The sequence below is a fragment of the Metabacillus niabensis genome (assembly GCF_020524345.1).
In the GTDB taxonomy this organism is placed as follows: Bacteria; Bacillota; Bacilli; order Bacillales; family Bacillaceae; genus Metabacillus; species Metabacillus niabensis_B.
The window spans coordinates 277,427-293,935 of the sequence record NZ_JAIVLH010000002.1 but is presented as its reverse complement, the minus strand read 5'-3'; the positions used below and the strand labels follow the sequence as shown (position 1 = coordinate 293,935).

The window sequence follows — 16,509 nt, the reverse complement described above, 5'->3', positions numbered from 1 at the left end:
AAATCATGAAGTGGCCAAACCACGGTGGACAGCCAGAAACAATTAAACAATTATTTAAAATGAATCAAAATAAACCTGTACTTGATTTTAGTGCGAATTTAAATCCATTAGGCCCTCCTAAATGGCTGAACGATGCATTGAAGGAATCCTATAATACGATTACGTCTTATCCAGATCCAACTTATTCCAATACAAATGCAGCCGTAGCCAAATATGAAGGTCTTCAACAGGAGAATGTGTTAGTCACGAACGGTGGAGCAGAAGCGATATTTTTAGTTGCGAAGTATTTTGAAAACGGAAAAGCATGTATTGTTCATCCAACTTTCTTAGAATATGAGCGTGCATGCAAACATTATCATATTAGTGTAGAAGAATTATACTATGACCAAGCAAACGGATTTTCATTGCCATGGTCACAAATAAAAGAGAAGCTTGTTGATATCGATGTTTTGTTCTTATGTCGACCAAATAATCCAACTGGAACTGTCATAGCAGAAAAAGAGATTAAACAATTACTTGAGGCTGGGAAAGAAGTGGATACATGTATTGTTATAGATGAAGCATTTGTCGATTTTCTTGTAGAAGACAATTCAAGCTTGTCAAGTTGGTTAGCTCAATATCCTAATTTAATTCTCCTTCGTTCCTTAACAAAGATGTATACAATTCCCGGTTTAAGAATCGGTTATGTAATGTCACATCAGAAGATCATATCTATTTTAAAACAAGAACAAATTCCGTGGAGCATTAATTCAATCGTTGACTTTATCGTTCCAAAGCTTTTGGCGGATACATCATATGTTGACCATACAAAAGAATGGCTCAATAAAGAATCGCAATTCATACGTAAAACATTAACTTCAATGGACTTTTATCTATCTCCATTTCAAGTGAATTTCTATCTTTTAAGAGACCTGCAAAGATCTGATGAGACAGAGAAGCTTTTTACGTTTTTACTAGAGAATGGAATTGTCACTCGCCATACCCATAATTTTAAAGGTCTTAACGGTAAATATCTTCGTCTTGCCATTCGGTCACATGAGGAAAACGTGAAGCTAGTGAAAGTTCTACAAAAATGGAGAGATGAAATGTGATTGCATTTATATGTGGTGGCGCAAGATCCGGCAAAAGTCAATTTGCAGAAAATATGGCCTTGAAGTTAACTAAACAGAAAAACGGTAACCTTTATTATCTTGCAACGGCTAGAAAAAGCGATGATGAAATGGTTGAGAGGATTTTTATCCATCAGAAGGATCGGGGAGACACTTGGAGTACATTGGAAGAACCTTATGATTTAGAAAAGGTTCTCATGAGTTGTAGTACACATGATGTGATCTTAATTGACTGTTTAACTATTTGGTTAAGCAATGTCCTGTTTGATCGTCAATATGGAATAGAAAAGTTAGAAGATGAGGTATCAAGTTGGATACACTTAGCGAAAAAAAACCAATTTTCTCTAGTAATCGTTTCAAATGAAGTAAACGAAGGAACTCCTTTTGCTGACGAATTTGTTCTCAAGTATATCTATTTCTTACAAAAACTGCATCAGTTACTTGTTACACAAGCAGATGCAGCAGTTCAGGTTCAAGCTGGTATTCCAACTTATTGGAAGGGTGAAGTGCTATGAAGTCAGTAATCTATGGGTTTTGCCTGGCGATACAGTTTTTAACAAGGATTCCGATTCCCGTGCAAAGCCCTTGGAACAGTAAGACAAGTAAATGGGCTTTACGAAGCTATCCTTTTGTTGGTTTGATAATCGGCATAATAGTGATGATCATGTCTATGGCTTTAGAGTCTCACCTCCCAGCATTTTTATTAACGTTGCTCATTATCTCTGCCTGGGTGTGGATCACAGGTGGTCTGCATTTAGATGGATGGATGGATGTAGCTGATGCTGTTGGATCCAATGCTCCGCTTGAGAAAAAATGGGTAATTATGAAGGATCCTCATATCGGAAGCTTTGGTCATATAGCACTTCTATTTTTACTAGCTTGGAAGGCAGTTTTGGTTTATGAATTGCTTCATTTTGACATGTTTATGATGGCCATTCTCTTTATTGTGACTTATTCCCGACTAGGAGTCGTCATGTTCATGATCTTTTTGCCTACAGCAAAAAATGAAGGACTTGCATGGGAATGGAAGAAAAATCTTAGTCGCAATGATTTGATTTATGCTATCATTCCAGTGGTAATTCTCAGTTTGCTGTTTCCTGCGTTTTTCTTTTATGCCCCTGCTTACATATTGTTTGTTGTTTTATATGGAAGATGGGTTATTCGAATCTTTAAAGGAACCAATGGAGATTTATTAGGAGCAGCTATTGAAGGAGGAGAATTATGGGGACTTGTCGTCACGTGGATCTACTTCTCATTCGTCATGGCATAACACAGTGGAATCAAGATAAAAGATATTTAGGTCATACCGACCAAGGATTACTACATAGTGAATTGCCCATATTGGATGGATTAAAAAGTGAATTGAAGCTAAGAAAATTTGACCACATTTTCACAAGTGATTTAAAGCGTTGTCTGGAAACTTTCCATTATTTTGACTTCCAGCAAGAGCCAATCTTAGATCATAGATTAAGAGAAATGAACTTTGGTGATTGGGAAGGAAAAACATATACCGAGTTGAAAGATATGCAAACATATCGAAACTGGTTGGATAACTGGGAATTAGCCCCTGTACCCAATGGAGAATCTGCTCCAATCTTTAAAGCTAGAATTGATTCTTTTTTTCACGAGCTTTTTCATGATATAGATACTCAAAAAGAAACTCAAAAAATACTGATTATCACTCATGGTGGTGTTATCCGTTACACTGTTTCTAAGTATGTATCATCTTCATCTTTTTGGAATGTTTCCATTACACATGGACAAGGTCTTCAAATAAGTTTTGAAAAGAAAGAGGGGGAATGGAGATGCAGCTCGTTATCGGAGGTGCTTTCGCAGGAAAAAGAAAAATAGTGAAAGATAAGCAGCAAACATTCAGCTGGGTATCTTCCTATAGCGATGGAGTTGTATGGGACTGGAAATCAGTATGGCTGATTGATACAACACTAGTGCTTGAAGGCTGGGAAAAATGGATTTTACAAGAAATCAAAAATAATGATAGCAATGACCAAATTCGTCATAAGTTTAAAGAGCTATTTCATTGTTTATTAGAAGAAGAGAATAAAAGAAACAGTGATATTGTCCTTATCATGCTGGAAATGGGGAAGGGAATAGTTCCTCTTGAAAAAGAGGAGAGAAGATTGAGAGATATTGCTGGCTGGGTTGCACAAGATGCAGCAAAACTCTCTGAACAGGTTGAATATGTATGGAATGGCTTATCAAAAAAAATAAAATAATAGATCAATGGGGGGATATTGGTGAAATTAATTTCCATTTGTCCAAGTAATACAGAGCTTGTAGGGTATTTAGGCTTAACATCTTCTTTACTAGCTGTAGATGACTATTCAGACTGGCCTGAAGAGGTTTGTCATTTGCCGAGACTTGGCTCGGATTTACATATTGATATGGACAAAGTCGAAAGGCTGGAACCTGACTTAGTGCTGGCTTCACTTTCTGTACCGGGCATGGAAAGGAATATTGAAGAATTAAAAAAGCGAAATATTCCATATGTTATTGTACCAAATCCTAAAACACTCACAGAAGTAGGTGAGAGCTTAGGTTTTGTTGGGAGTGTTACAGATACTGAAGTAAAAGCAAATGAATTGTACATGAAATATGTTCAACTGCTAGAACAGTTTCGTCTGATTTCCAGGGAAGTAGAAAAAAAGAAAACGATTTATTGGGAATGGTGGGCAAAGCCTATCTTTACACCTGGTGCTTACAATTGGTTAACTGAAATAAGTGAATTAGCCGGTGGAAGAAATGTTTTTGACGATGTCGAAAAAGCCAGTGTTCAAACAGATTGGGAAGATGTGAAAAATAGAAATCCTGATGTGATGAGTATTATATGGGTTGGGGTACAAACAGAACGAGTAAATCCAAAGGTCATCTTAAAACGTACAGATGCAGAACAAATGACAGCCGTTCAAAACGATCAGCTATACATACTGGAAGAGCCATTATTTTGCAGACCTTCACCAAGATTACTCCTCGGCTTAAGTAAAATTGCAAGTATTCTTCATCCTGATCTTTATCCGGTTTTTGTTGAAGGGGAAGATCCTTTGCTTACTAACAATTAAAATATAAAAGAGTCAGTCCACCAAAGGGTATGTAAAAGGGGACTGACTCTTTATTAAATCGTTACGGAAATTATGAAATTCTTGAACTGTGGATAAGCGCTTCGACATCCAGCTCCAGCGCCTAACCCCTCGAGGTCATAAGCTTGTCGGGGCATACCAAGGCACTTCCGCTTTTGTCTTATATTACACCTTGCTCGATCATTGCATCTGCTACTTTGACAAAACCTGCAATATTAGCACCAACAACAAAATTACCTGGAGCACCATATTCTGCAGCTGCTTGCTTGCTGTTTTGGTAAATATTTTTCATGATTTCTTGTAGTTTCGCATCAACTTCTTCAAATGTCCAAGAAAGTCTTGCACTATTTTGGGCCATTTCCAACGCTGAAACAGAAACACCTCCAGCATTAGCCGCTTTAGCAGGACCGAATAAAACATTATTTTCTAAAAATGTCTCAACAGCTTCCAAAGTAGATGGCATATTGGCACCCTCACCAATTGCTTTTACACCATTGGATACTAAAATTTGGGCAGAAGCTTGATCGATTTCATTTTGTGTCGCACATGGTAAAGCGATATCACAAGGTACTGTCCAAATTCCACTGCAATTTTCCGTGTAGATTGCTTCAGGGTGTTCTGAAGCATATTCACTGATTCGTTGTTTTTCTACTTCTTTAAGACGTTTTACTGTGTCTAAATTAATTCCATTTGGATCATAAATATAGCCATTTGAATCACTGCAAGCAACAACTTTCGCACCAAGTTGTGTCGCTTTTTCGATCGCATAAATTGAAACATTACCTGATCCTGATACTACAACTGTACTGCCTTTGAAGCTAAGACCTTGGTCTTTTAACATTTCATCAACAAAATAAACTGTCCCATAACCAGTTGCTTCTTTACGTGCCAAGCTTCCGCCATAGCCAAGGCCTTTTCCTGTTAACACACCAGCTTCATAAGCACCACGCATTTTTTTATACTGACCAAATAAATATCCGATTTCTTTGCTGCCCACACCGATATCACCTGCAGGAACATCCGTATCCGGTCCAATATATTTACTAAGCTCTGTCATAAAGCTTTGACAAAAGCGCATGATTTCTCCGTCAGATTTTCCTTTAGGATCAAAATCTGAACCACCTTTTCCACCGCCAATTGGTTGACCGGTTAAGGAATTTTTGAAGATTTGTTCAAAACCTAAGAACTTAATAATACTTGCATTTACTGATGGGTGAAATCTTAATCCGCCTTTGTATGGTCCGATCGCACTGCTGTATTGTACACGGAATCCACGGTTTACCTGTACGTTTCCTTCATCATCTACCCATGGAACACGAAACGAAATAACTCTTTCAGGTTCAACAATTCGTTCAAGAATTGCTTGCTTAATATATTCCGGCTTTTTAACAAGTACAGGAACTAAAGAATCAAATACTTCCTTTACTGCTTGGTGAAACTCAGCTTCATTAGGGTTTCTTTTTTGAACTGTTTCAAATACTTGTTGAACATATTTTTGTACACTTTCTGTATACATCTGTTGAGTGTTTTCCATTGTTTTCATATATGATATTCCCCTTTTCTACCATCTAAATCATGAAAAATAAATTTTCTAAATGTTCCAAAATAGATGAATTGTTATTATGAAATATTTTATAATTAAATAATTGATCGAATCAATATAAAGAAACGATAATATTAATGCGTTTTTCGCATTAATGCTAGGAGGATAAAAGTGGACTTCAGACAAATTCGGTATTTTATGGAGGTTGCAAATCGTGAGCATGTTACAGAAGCAGCAGATAACTTACATGTGGCACAGTCCTCTGTAAGTAGACAAATAGTCAATCTGGAAAGTGAACTGGGCGTGGATTTATTTATTCGCGAAGGTAGAAGAGTTCGCTTAACACCAATCGGCAAAATATTTTATGAACGAATGAAAAATGCAATGAATGTAATTGATGACGCAAGACGTGAAGTTGAAGAATATCTAGATCCTGAAAAAGGTACTATTCGCATCACATTTCCTATCAGCTTAGCTGCCTATACGTTACCAACTGTGATTTATGCCTTTCGATTACGCTATCCCGAAGCAAAATTCCAGCTAAAACAAGCACTTTATCGGGACCTAATAGACGGCGTGGTAAAGGGTGATTTTAATCTTGCATTAATCGGACCGTTGCCACTCGAAGAAAAGAAACTCCAACGGAAGATATTATTCACAGAAAATATTGTGGCATTATTGCCTATTCATCATCGACTAGCTAAAAAACCTACAATAAAACTTCAAGAATTAGTAGACGAACCATTCTGTCTACTACCTGAAGGCTTTGTGTTTCGTGACATTGTGATGGATGCATGCCAAAACATTGGCTTCACACCAAATGTTTCCTTTGAAGGGGATGATATTGATGCATTAAAAGGCCTTGTGTCAGCTGGTTTAGGCATTGCACTCATGCCGGAGGTAACGTTGGTTGACAGCTTGCCACGTTCAACAGTAAAAATACCATTAGTAGAACCAAGTGTAACAAGAACAGTAGGTGTCATTACTCCTAAAGACAGAGTTTTACTTCCAACAGAAAAATTATTTTATGAATTTCTTCAAGAGTTTTTTGCAAGATTGGATGAGTTTAATCAATCATTTTGAGCATAAATGAAAAATGGGATTATTTTTTTAGAATAACAATAATGTCCCACTATTCACATTGATCTATCATCATGTACAATAAATAGTAGTACAATTGTAATTTGATTAAGGAGCTTAAACATGTCAATCGTAGAAAAATTAAATTTATCAAAATATACTAATATGGCTGTTATCAACCAGCCGGAAGATTATTCAGTTTTCATAAATTATCCAGCAGAATTTTCCAAAAACCAGGATGCACTTTTTATTTTTGTCCAAACAGTTAATGAAATGATAAACCATACTCACCATATTATTGAACACAATCTGTTAGTAGAAAAAGGCTATGTGTTTTTTGCTTACCCGAAAAAAGGAAACAATCGCTATGAGACTTTCGTCCATAGAGATGAAATTTTTCCAGCAATGAAGGTTGGAGAAGATGGATATGTTGGGAATAGTGATATTAAATTTTCCCGAATGGTTAGTATGGATGAAGTGTTTACAGTAGTCGGGTTAAAGAGAGAAAAAAAGAAAGTGAAGAAAACATCAGCTGCCAGTCAATGTGTAGCTGATTATGAAAATAATGTGTCAGATGTGGAACAATTACTAACAGAGAATCCGTCCGAACTGCAATTTTTTCAACGGTTAACACCTGGGTATCAGAAAGACTGGGCACGCTATATTTTCTCCGCCAAACAGCAAAAGACACGTGAGAAGAGACAAGCTCAGATGGTTGATGTGCTTTCACAAGGCTTTAAAACGATGGATCTATTTCGTCAAAACAAGAAATAAATTGCGTAGCCAGCTTGAACATTCCCCATCAAGCTGGTTTATTTATTGGTAACCTCCTCATATTCAAACCTTCTATCATCATAAAATGAAGAAATATAAGTAAGAAATATGAGAGGATGGTATTAATGCACCGAAATTCTAATTTACAAGATGAATTATCCGAGCTTGATAAAAAACATTTTCTCCACCCGACATCTCCAATTCAACAACAACAACAGCATGGTCCTGCATTTATCTTCACAAGGGGTGACGGCATTTATCTTTACGATTTATCCGGTAAAAAGATGATTGATGGCATGTCATCTCTTTGGAATGTAAACATTGGCCATGGACGAGAAGAGCTAGGCAAAGTAGCAAAAGAACAAATGTCGACGCTTGCATTTTCTTCTAATTTTGCAACATTCAGTAATGAACCGGCTATTCGACTAGCAAAAAAACTCGCTGACATTTCACCTGGTCATTTGCAGTCAACCTTTTTCACTTCAGGTGGCTCTGAAGCCAATGATACCGCATATAAGCTAGCCCGACATTATTGGATATTAAAAGGGCAACCTAACCGAAAGAAAATAATTTCAAGAACAAAATCTTACCATGGTGTTGCGATCGGATCGACAAGTGCTACAGGATTAAAGCCCTTTAGAGATTTCACCAATTCTCTTGCACCAGATTTCCTTCATGTCGTTCATCACTCCTCAAATTCATTACGTGAACTCATTGAGAGGGAGGGTCCTGACACAATTGCTGCCTTTATCACAGAACCTGTACAAGGTGCTGGAGGAGTTCACATAGCACCTCTCAATTACTTCAAAGAAGTAAAGCAATTGTGTGAAGAGTATGACATCCTCTTTATCACAGATGAAGTGATCACAGGATTTGGCCGCACAGGAACATATTTTGGAATTGAACATGATAAAATTGTGCCTGATATGATGTGTTTTGCTAAAGGTGTGACAAGCGGTTATGCCCAATTAGGCGGGGTGATGCTATCAAAGGAAATACACAAAGTATTTTCCGATATGTCATCTGGAACATTGCTACATGGATATACCTATAGTGGACATCCGATGGCATGTGCTGTAGCTTTTAAAAATATTAGCATCATAGAGTCTGAACGATTAATAGAGAATTCCAAACGAATGGGAAAGGAACTTTTAGATGGGCTAAAAGTTGTTCAACACGTTTATCCTATTATTGGAAAAGTCAGAGGAAAGGGATTAATGGGAGCAATAGAATTTGATAATACGAACTCGGCAATACCCTTGGCTCCTCTTATTGTGACCGAAGCAGCGAAACGGGGGCTTATTTGCCGGTCAGTTGTGTTTGATGGACAGGATACAGTTGTCCTGGCTCCACCTCTTATTATATCAAAAGAAGAACTTGATCATTTGTTAAACATATTAGATGACACGTTAAAAGCTGTATTTAAACAATTACAGAATTAACTATTATTAAACATTTAGCAACATAAAAGCCCTCTCTTCAAAACTGTAGGGCTTTTTATAATAGTTGAAAATTCTCTTTATTGTATATCTTTTTACTATAACTAGATATCTATCATATACAGTTTAGGTATAACCATAATAGGATGTTAGGAATATCTTTTTTGATAAGGAGGACTACTTGTGCCCTTTCCAAGTAATTCACAATTTACACCTATTACGGTTGGGGGAACTCCTATTTTTGATTTATTGGGGGATGAAAGCCCGGTATCAACGGACATTGTTGGCAATTCATCATTTCCAGCTGCCTTTTTCGCCTACGATGGAACAAATGTTTATTTCCGGCTGAGATTAAATGGAGATCCTCGAAATGCTCAATTAACAGGCTTTAGAAATTTCGCCTGGGGTGTATTAATCAATACACAGGGTGTACCTGGAACTTACGACTGGCTTTTTAATGTTGACGGATTGAATAATCGTGTTAGTCTAATACAAAACACTGTCAAGCAGGTTAACTCATGGAATGATCCTGCAGAAGGAACAGGAGGAGGTAATCCTAACTTTTCTCAAGCGATTACTAACTTTGATTATGCGAGGGTTACTCTTGCTGATTCCAGTATAGGTGGAGATCAGGATTATTTTTTAGATTGGTTTTTGCCAGCTTCAACATTTTTTTCGTTTCTTGGGATAAATGAAACTTCATTATTACGGGCAGTTTTTTTCACTTCTGCGAACATAAATAATTACAATAAGGATTCATTGCGATCAGCTGAAGGGTTTTCATTTACCAATACCATTAGTAATCCAGTGTCACCAGATCAAGTTGATGTACGAGCAGAGCTTACAGTAAATAAGACGTTAACATCTGGTCCAAACACAGTTTTAATTGGTCAGCAAGCAACATGGACGGGGACTGTAACTGTCACAAATACAGGTAAGTCACAAGCAACCACAATCTTTTTAGATGATGTGCTAGGTCCGGATTTAATTAATTCATTTATCGTCAATACGGTGTCACAAGGATTAACTGCCTATAATAGCAGTACAAAAACGTTAACATGGAATGTTGGAAATCTGGCACCTGGTGGAACTGCAACATTAACATTTACACTAAACGGTCTCTATACAGCCAGCGGAATAAGACAGTTGAATCGTGTCATTGCTTCAGGTTTTGATAGTTTTACAGGAGGCAGAATTCAATCAAATACTTCATTAGTTACTATTACCGCACAAGCAGCTGCATCCATTAACGGAACGATCTTTGATCAAACAACTGGATTGGTCTTACCGAATGCAACAGTAAACCTATTGCAGGGAATGACAATTGTTTCCACTACATTTTCAAACAGTAATGGGATTTATACGTTTACAAATGTTTCGCCAGGAAATTATACTGTTCAAGCCTTAAGGGCAAATTATGCGACAAATTCTGTAGCAGTTATAGCATCTAGTGGAATATCGACCACCGCAAATATACCTTTGACTCCATTACCGAGTACGATATCAGGGAATGTATCAAACGGAGGACCGATTAATAGTGCAACTGTTTCATTAACAAACCAGGAAGGTATCGTCATTGCTTCTACGACAACCAATGTTGCAGGGAATTACACGTTTCCTTTTGTGTCGCCCGGACTTTATAATGTCTCCGTTTTAGCATCAGGATTTCAGTCGCAAGTTCAGTCTATAACGGTTCAACCAAATCAAAATTATACAGTCAATTTTGTACTAATCGCAAACCCTGGGGCTATCACAGGAGAAATAAGGGATGCCATAACTAATACGGTTATTCCAAATGCAGTTATTGAATTATTAACACTGGAAGGCATATTTATTAATTCAACTTCGTCAAATGGGGCAGGAGTCTATTCGTTTACCAACCTTTCACCTGGAACTTACCTAGTAAGGGCTTCAGCCACAAACTATGCTTCTTCTTTAGTATCTTCAACAGTAACTGCTGGAAATACTACGACAACAAACCTGTTTTTACAACAGGGTCCCGGGGCAATTCAGGGAACGGTTAACGACAGTGGTTCACTTGCCCTCATTCCGAATGTGAATATACAGGTTGTTAATGCTCAAAATATTGTTGTTTTAACTGCTGTTACGAACGTGAATGGACAATATACAACTGATCAATTATTACCTGGATCGTATACACTTATTTTTACAGCAGATGGATATTCAAATGAAACTTTAGGTGCGATCGTGACAGCCAATAGTACATCTATTGTAAATGCAGCTTTATCTAGGATGGCAGGAGCTTTAATGGGAAATATACAAAATCCTCAAGGGAATCCTCTTAGCGGAGCATCCGTTTCAGTATTTCAAAATAATGTCCTTATTCAAACGGCTTTAACTGATGCAAACGGAAATTATATGATCACCGGCTTGGCACCTGATACTAATTATTCTGTTGTTATTAGTACAGAAGGTTATTCTACCTTTACTGCTGCTGCAACAATTATAAATGGCCAAACAACCACTTTGGACGCAATTTTAAATGAAAATCCTGGTAATTTAACAGGGATAGTAATTGATAGTAATAATAACCCAGTGGCGGGAGCAAATATAAGTGTCCAATTAAGTACTGGATCCGGAATCATTATCGCTACAACGGTTACAGACTCAAATGGAAATTATTTTGTACAGGGGTTAGCTCCTGAAAACTATTCAGTCGTCGTCACAGCACCAAATCTTCAATCTTCAACTTTGGGAACAACCATTACCTCAAATGTTACTTCAACGCTTAATTTTACATTACTGCCAGATCCCGGCTCAATCTCTGGTCAAATTACAAACGCACAGACGGGAGTTCCCATAAATAGTGCAAATGTTCAAGTAAGAATATTAGATGGAAGTGGTGCAATTGTTGCAACAGTTTTGACCGATAGTAATGGACAATATGTTTTCAACCAATTAGCTCCGGGAATCTATACGATTGTTGTTTCTGCAGAAAACTTCCAATCAAATGCAGCAACCATTCAAGTTTTATCGAATCAAACAGCATCAGGTAATGTAGCACTGGTACCCAATCCAGGTCAAATTACCGGGTTTGTTTTTAATAGTGTTGGAGGAAGTCCAATAATTGGTGCTACTGTTAATGTAATAAACAGTGTAGGAGCTTTGGTCACAACTGTTTTAACTGATCAGGGTGGAGGCTTTACAGTAAATGGATTAGCACCAGATCAGTACACTTTAAATGTCATTGCCCAAAATTTTCAAAACGGAATTATAGGGACTTTTGTAAACTCTGGTCAAGTAACGCCTGTCGAAATTGCACTTGTTGCTAATCCGGGATCGATTACGGGGACAGTAGCACCAATCATTTCAAATACGCTTGTTCAACTGCTAGATGTTACTAATTTGCTTATTGATTCAGTTTTGGTAGGCACTGATGGAAGCTTTTCGTTTCAAAATCTTACCCCGGGCATTTATACTGTCATCGCCTCAGCACCAAACTATTCTGCAACTCCAGTAGGTGCAAGTGTTTCCGCAAATCAAACGACAAATGTTTCTATTACAATGACCCCGAATCCTGGATCTGTTTCTGGTAGTATAACAGACAATTTAGGTAACCCAATTACAAATGCAGCTGTTCAAGTTTTTGATCTTAATGGGATACTTATTGCAACTGGTTTTACGAGTTCAGAAGGGAATTATACAATTGGTAATATACCAAGCGGTTCTTTTACGATTGTTGTTACTGCACCGGGTTATGGTCAAGTAACTGTTGGAATAAACGTTAGCCCCGGTGAAGTTTTAACAGGTATTGATGCCGTATTGGTTGCAAATCCGGGTTCCATTAATGGACAAATCACAAATCAAAACACAGGAACTCGTATTGAAGGAGCAGTCGTTTCCATTTTAGATGGCTCATCACAAGTTCCTGTCTCAGTAACCACAACTTCATTTTTTGGCAATTACACTGTTTCTGATCTTGCTCCTGGAAGCTATATTGTTACTGCATCAAAACCAAACTTCGGTACAAATCAAATCGGAGCCATTGTCATAAGTGATAGGACCGTAACAGCTGATATAGGTCTTGTGCCAAATCCCGGTGTGATTAACGGAAATGTCATAGACACAAATGGAGACCCGGTTACAGGAGCAGAAATTCGAGTGTCTGTTTTAAATGAAAATCAGATTGTTGTTGTGACGTTGTTAGCAAATTCTGATGGCACGTATACTGTACCTTTCCTAACACCAGGGACGTATATTGTAACAGTTAGTGCCCCGAATTATGGTTCCTCAACCATTTCAGCAACAGTGGAATCAAATCAAAGTGTAATTGTTACAAATATATTAACTCCAAATCCGGTCACTTTATCTGTGCAAGTCATTACTACTAACACGGCAAACCCAATCGCTGGAGCTACTGTAACAGTAAGAAATTCAACAAATATCACAATCACTTCTGGAGTAACAGATCAAAATGGTACGATCACTTTTACTTCCTTACCACCAGGTGTGTTGAATATATCTGCTACTGCACTTAATTTTGGTACGGATACAATATCTGTCATAGGTAATCCCGGAGGTATACTCTTCGCTCAATTGTCACTAACCTCTGACCCTGGAAATATACAAGGATTTATTACAAATATAGCAAATGGGGACTCAATTCCGAATGCTGCCATTCAGCTTTATGACTTTACAAATGTTTTGGTTCAAACAACGGTTTCTAACCAATTTGGTGAGTATATGTTTTCCGGTATTACACCAGGTGTATATACAGTAGTTGCAAATGCACCTAATTTTGGACCGGAAACTGCGGGTGCCATTATCAATTCAAATGAAACAAATACACTTAGTTTTGCATTATTTCCTAACCCGGGAATTATCCAAGGATCTGTAAGGGATATGGTGAATAATGCTCCTATAGCTGGAGCAAGTATTATTGTCAGGGAATTTTCTGGTACTGGTCCGATCGTATTTTCAACCATTACTGATGCTAATGGCTTCTTTCAAACGACAACATTATCTCCAAAAACGTACGTATTAGTTGCCAGTGCAGAGGATTATGGTACGAATAATGTCTCTGTTAATGTCATTAGCGATAGTACCACTACAACAGAAATTTTGCTAACAAGAGACCCGGGGGCTCTTCAAGGCATCGTAAGAGATGCTGAAACATTAACCCCTTTACCAGATACCCTCGTCAGAATCATAAATGATCAAGGAATTATTGTTAGAAGTCTACAAACGGATGTAAATGGTTTTTATTTACTCACTAGCCTTCCCGAAGGAATATATACTGTCGCTGCAATTAATCCAAATTATCAGTCACAAATCAATCAAACTCCGATTATAGCAAATACAACTTCAGTATTAAATATTGCATTACAAGGAAACCCTGCCACGCTTTTCGGAACAGTTATTGATTCTGAAACTCAATCACCATTAACAGGCGTGATTATCGAAGTCCGAGTTAGCGGAACTGATATTCTCCTTAGAAGAGTTCTAACAGATCAAGATGGAAATTATCTGATTGAAGGACTTCCGCAAGGATCATTTGATGTAACGGCTCAAATGAGAGACTATGCAATCAGTAGCAGTACAATATTTCTCACACCAAACGATGCCGTATTGCTGAACTTTGCGCTCACTCCTTTCCCAGCCACCATTCAAGGTCTAGTCGTCGACTCATTATCAGGAGATCCTATAGTAGGTGCATTAGTTTCAGTTGTCGTACCAAATACAGACATTATCATTGAAAGCATTGTAACAGGTGACGACGGAACTTATTTGATAGGTAATTTACCACTGGGAACTTACAATGTTGTTTTTACAGCTCCTAATTATGGAAGTACAGTTATACCTGTAATATTAACACCAAATGAAGTAGAAACAGTTAATGCTACCTTACAGCCAAATCCGGCAACACTGGTCGGTACTGTAACTAATGTACAAACAGGAATCGGGATACCAGGAGCTCTAGTTAGAGTATTTGATCTAAATGGTACATTGATAAAAAGTTCATTAACAACTGAAGCTGGTCAATATACAATCACCGGCTTATCACCTGGAAGCTATTCCGTTATTGCAAGTGCTGAAGGGTTTGGCAATATGATAAATGTGATCACTTTGTCACAAGGAGAAGTTGAAACTCTTGACTTTGCACTTAGTCAAGAATTCGCAATTATGAGCGGAACAGTACGTGATGCTGCAAGTGGCCAAACAATTCAAGATGCCTTAGTTCAAGTTTTCCGTATTGGAACAGAAATTCCAATTGGTTCGGTCTTTACTGATGGAAATGGGGATTACTTTATTACAGGGCTGGAACCACGTGAATATCGGGTAGTCTTTACTGCTGAAAATTATTCAAGTGAGGTATTTAGAATCTTTTTAGAGCCGGGGGAAAGCAGGGTTTTAGATGTAGATCTTGAAGCTAATCCGTCAGTAATAAGAGGGCAGGTCACAGATGCAGTAACAGGATTGCCAATTGAAAGGGCAGGTATCATTACCGTTCTTAATGGCAGTGGTGTCATCATTGCATCAACAGAAACAGATCAAAACGGTATGTATATTCTACCTAGCCTCCCTCCAGGAACTTATGATGTTATTTTTTCAGCAGAAGGATATGTGACAGAAACAAGATCAATTATATTATCTCCGAATGAGATTCTTGTTTTAAACATTGCACTAGATCCTAATCCAGGTTCGATTCGTGGTTCTGTCAGAGAAGAAGGTTCATTAACGCCGATTAGCGAAGCACTTGTACAGGTGTTTTCACCGACAGGAACACTATTAGGTGTAACATTAACAGATGCAGAAGGGAATTATTTTATTACAGGACTTCCGGGAGGAGAAGCAGTCATTGTTGTTCGTGCAATTGGTTATCAGGCACAAATTCGTGACATCATTATTATAAGAGGTGAAATAGTTACAGCTACCTTCTTATTACTAGCTAATCCTGCAACAATTCGCGGCATAGTTACCGACAGATGTACAGGTGAACCATTAACTGGTGTTCTTGTTCAAATTTTTCCTGAAAACATGAGTGTTCCAATTCGTTCCACATTATCGGATGTAGATGGTTTTTATATTCTAACCGGTCTTCCTGGGGGGACTTTTACCGTTAGATTTACGATAGATGGAGAACCTGTAAGGGAAGTAACTGTTGAGCTTGAAGCAGGTGAAGAGATAACGTTAAATATTGAACTTGGAACTGTAACACTTATTTGTCCATCGAATATCGTGATATCGAATGATCCGGGTGTATCTGGTGCAATTGTGAACTTTCCAGCGTCTATAGTAAGAGAAGATTGTCCAAATGTAACAGCATCATGTACACCGGCTTCCGGCTCATTTTTCCCTATTGGTACAACAACTGTTACTTGTATAGCTGAAGATGCTGAAGGAGTGATAAGTTCATGTTCCTTTACAGTAAAGGTAGTCTTTGATCCTTGCAGATATTTAGGCTGATAGAAAGTTAGATGCTTATGTTAATGGAGCACAGTGGCAGA

General features: G+C 37.8%; 11 protein-coding genes. 10 read left to right on the top strand and 1 reads right to left on the bottom strand.

Going from position 1 to position 16,509, the window contains the following annotated elements; all coding sequences use genetic code 11:
* Positions 1 to 5: 5 nt before the first annotated feature.
* Genes cobD through LC095_RS04390 form a run of 6 tightly spaced genes read left to right on the top strand, consistent with a single transcriptional unit; the run spans position 6 to position 4,186 of the window.
* A complete protein-coding gene (gene cobD, locus LC095_RS04415) occupies positions 6 to 1,091 on the top strand; it encodes a threonine-phosphate decarboxylase CobD (protein WP_226527003.1) in 1,086 nt (361 codons plus the stop codon).
* Positions 1,088 to 1,624: a bifunctional adenosylcobinamide kinase/adenosylcobinamide-phosphate guanylyltransferase gene (locus tag LC095_RS04410; protein ID WP_226527002.1), complete on the top strand. Its 537-nt coding sequence runs from the start codon at positions 1,088 to 1,090 to the stop codon at positions 1,622 to 1,624. The genes cobD and LC095_RS04410 overlap by 4 nt, the downstream gene beginning before the upstream one ends.
* Positions 1,621 to 2,379, top strand: a complete 759-nt coding sequence (cobS, locus tag LC095_RS04405; RefSeq protein WP_226527001.1) for an adenosylcobinamide-GDP ribazoletransferase — start codon at positions 1,621 to 1,623, stop codon at positions 2,377 to 2,379. The genes LC095_RS04410 and cobS overlap by 4 nt, the downstream gene beginning before the upstream one ends.
* Positions 2,331 to 2,960 carry a histidine phosphatase family protein gene (locus LC095_RS04400; RefSeq protein WP_226527000.1) on the top strand — a complete coding sequence of 210 codons (630 nt, stop codon included), beginning with the start codon at positions 2,331 to 2,333 and terminating at the stop codon, positions 2,958 to 2,960. Before cobS ends, LC095_RS04400 begins: the two co-directional genes overlap by 49 nt.
* Complete coding sequence (locus LC095_RS04395) at positions 2,915 to 3,343, top strand: bifunctional adenosylcobinamide kinase/adenosylcobinamide-phosphate guanylyltransferase (RefSeq protein ID WP_226526999.1); 429 nt, start codon at positions 2,915 to 2,917, stop codon at positions 3,341 to 3,343. The genes LC095_RS04400 and LC095_RS04395 overlap by 46 nt, the downstream gene beginning before the upstream one ends.
* Before the next feature lie 21 nt (positions 3,344 to 3,364).
* Positions 3,365 to 4,186 carry a cobalamin-binding protein gene (locus tag LC095_RS04390; protein ID WP_226526998.1) on the top strand — a complete coding sequence of 274 codons (822 nt, stop codon included), beginning with the start codon at positions 3,365 to 3,367 and terminating at the stop codon, positions 4,184 to 4,186.
* Positions 4,187 to 4,364: 178 nt separating this feature from the next.
* Here LC095_RS04390 and gdhA read toward each other — a convergent pair whose 3' ends face one another.
* Positions 4,365 to 5,747, bottom strand: coding sequence for an NADP-specific glutamate dehydrogenase (gene gdhA / locus LC095_RS04385; RefSeq protein WP_226526997.1), 1,383 nt, complete (start codon positions 5,745 to 5,747; stop codon positions 4,365 to 4,367).
* 171 nt (positions 5,748 to 5,918) lie between these two features.
* Here gdhA and LC095_RS04380 point away from each other — a divergent pair, with 171 nt between their 5' ends.
* From LC095_RS04380 to LC095_RS04365, 4 genes are all read left to right on the top strand, one after another.
* Complete coding sequence (locus LC095_RS04380) at positions 5,919 to 6,830, top strand: LysR family transcriptional regulator (protein WP_226526996.1); 912 nt, start codon at positions 5,919 to 5,921, stop codon at positions 6,828 to 6,830.
* 120 nt (positions 6,831 to 6,950) lie between these two features.
* The gene (locus tag LC095_RS04375) at positions 6,951 to 7,601 is read left to right on the top strand and encodes a YdeI/OmpD-associated family protein (protein ID WP_226526995.1); all 651 of its coding nucleotides are present in this window, start codon (positions 6,951 to 6,953) and stop codon (positions 7,599 to 7,601) included.
* A 125-nt stretch (positions 7,602 to 7,726) separates the two neighbouring features.
* Entirely contained in the window at positions 7,727 to 9,043 is a 1,317-nt protein-coding gene (locus tag LC095_RS04370; protein WP_226526994.1) for an aspartate aminotransferase family protein, read from the top strand.
* 180 nt (positions 9,044 to 9,223) lie between these two features.
* Positions 9,224 to 16,468, top strand: coding sequence for a carboxypeptidase regulatory-like domain-containing protein (locus tag LC095_RS04365; RefSeq protein ID WP_226526993.1), 7,245 nt, complete (start codon positions 9,224 to 9,226; stop codon positions 16,466 to 16,468).
* Positions 16,469 to 16,509: the final 41 nt, after the last annotated feature.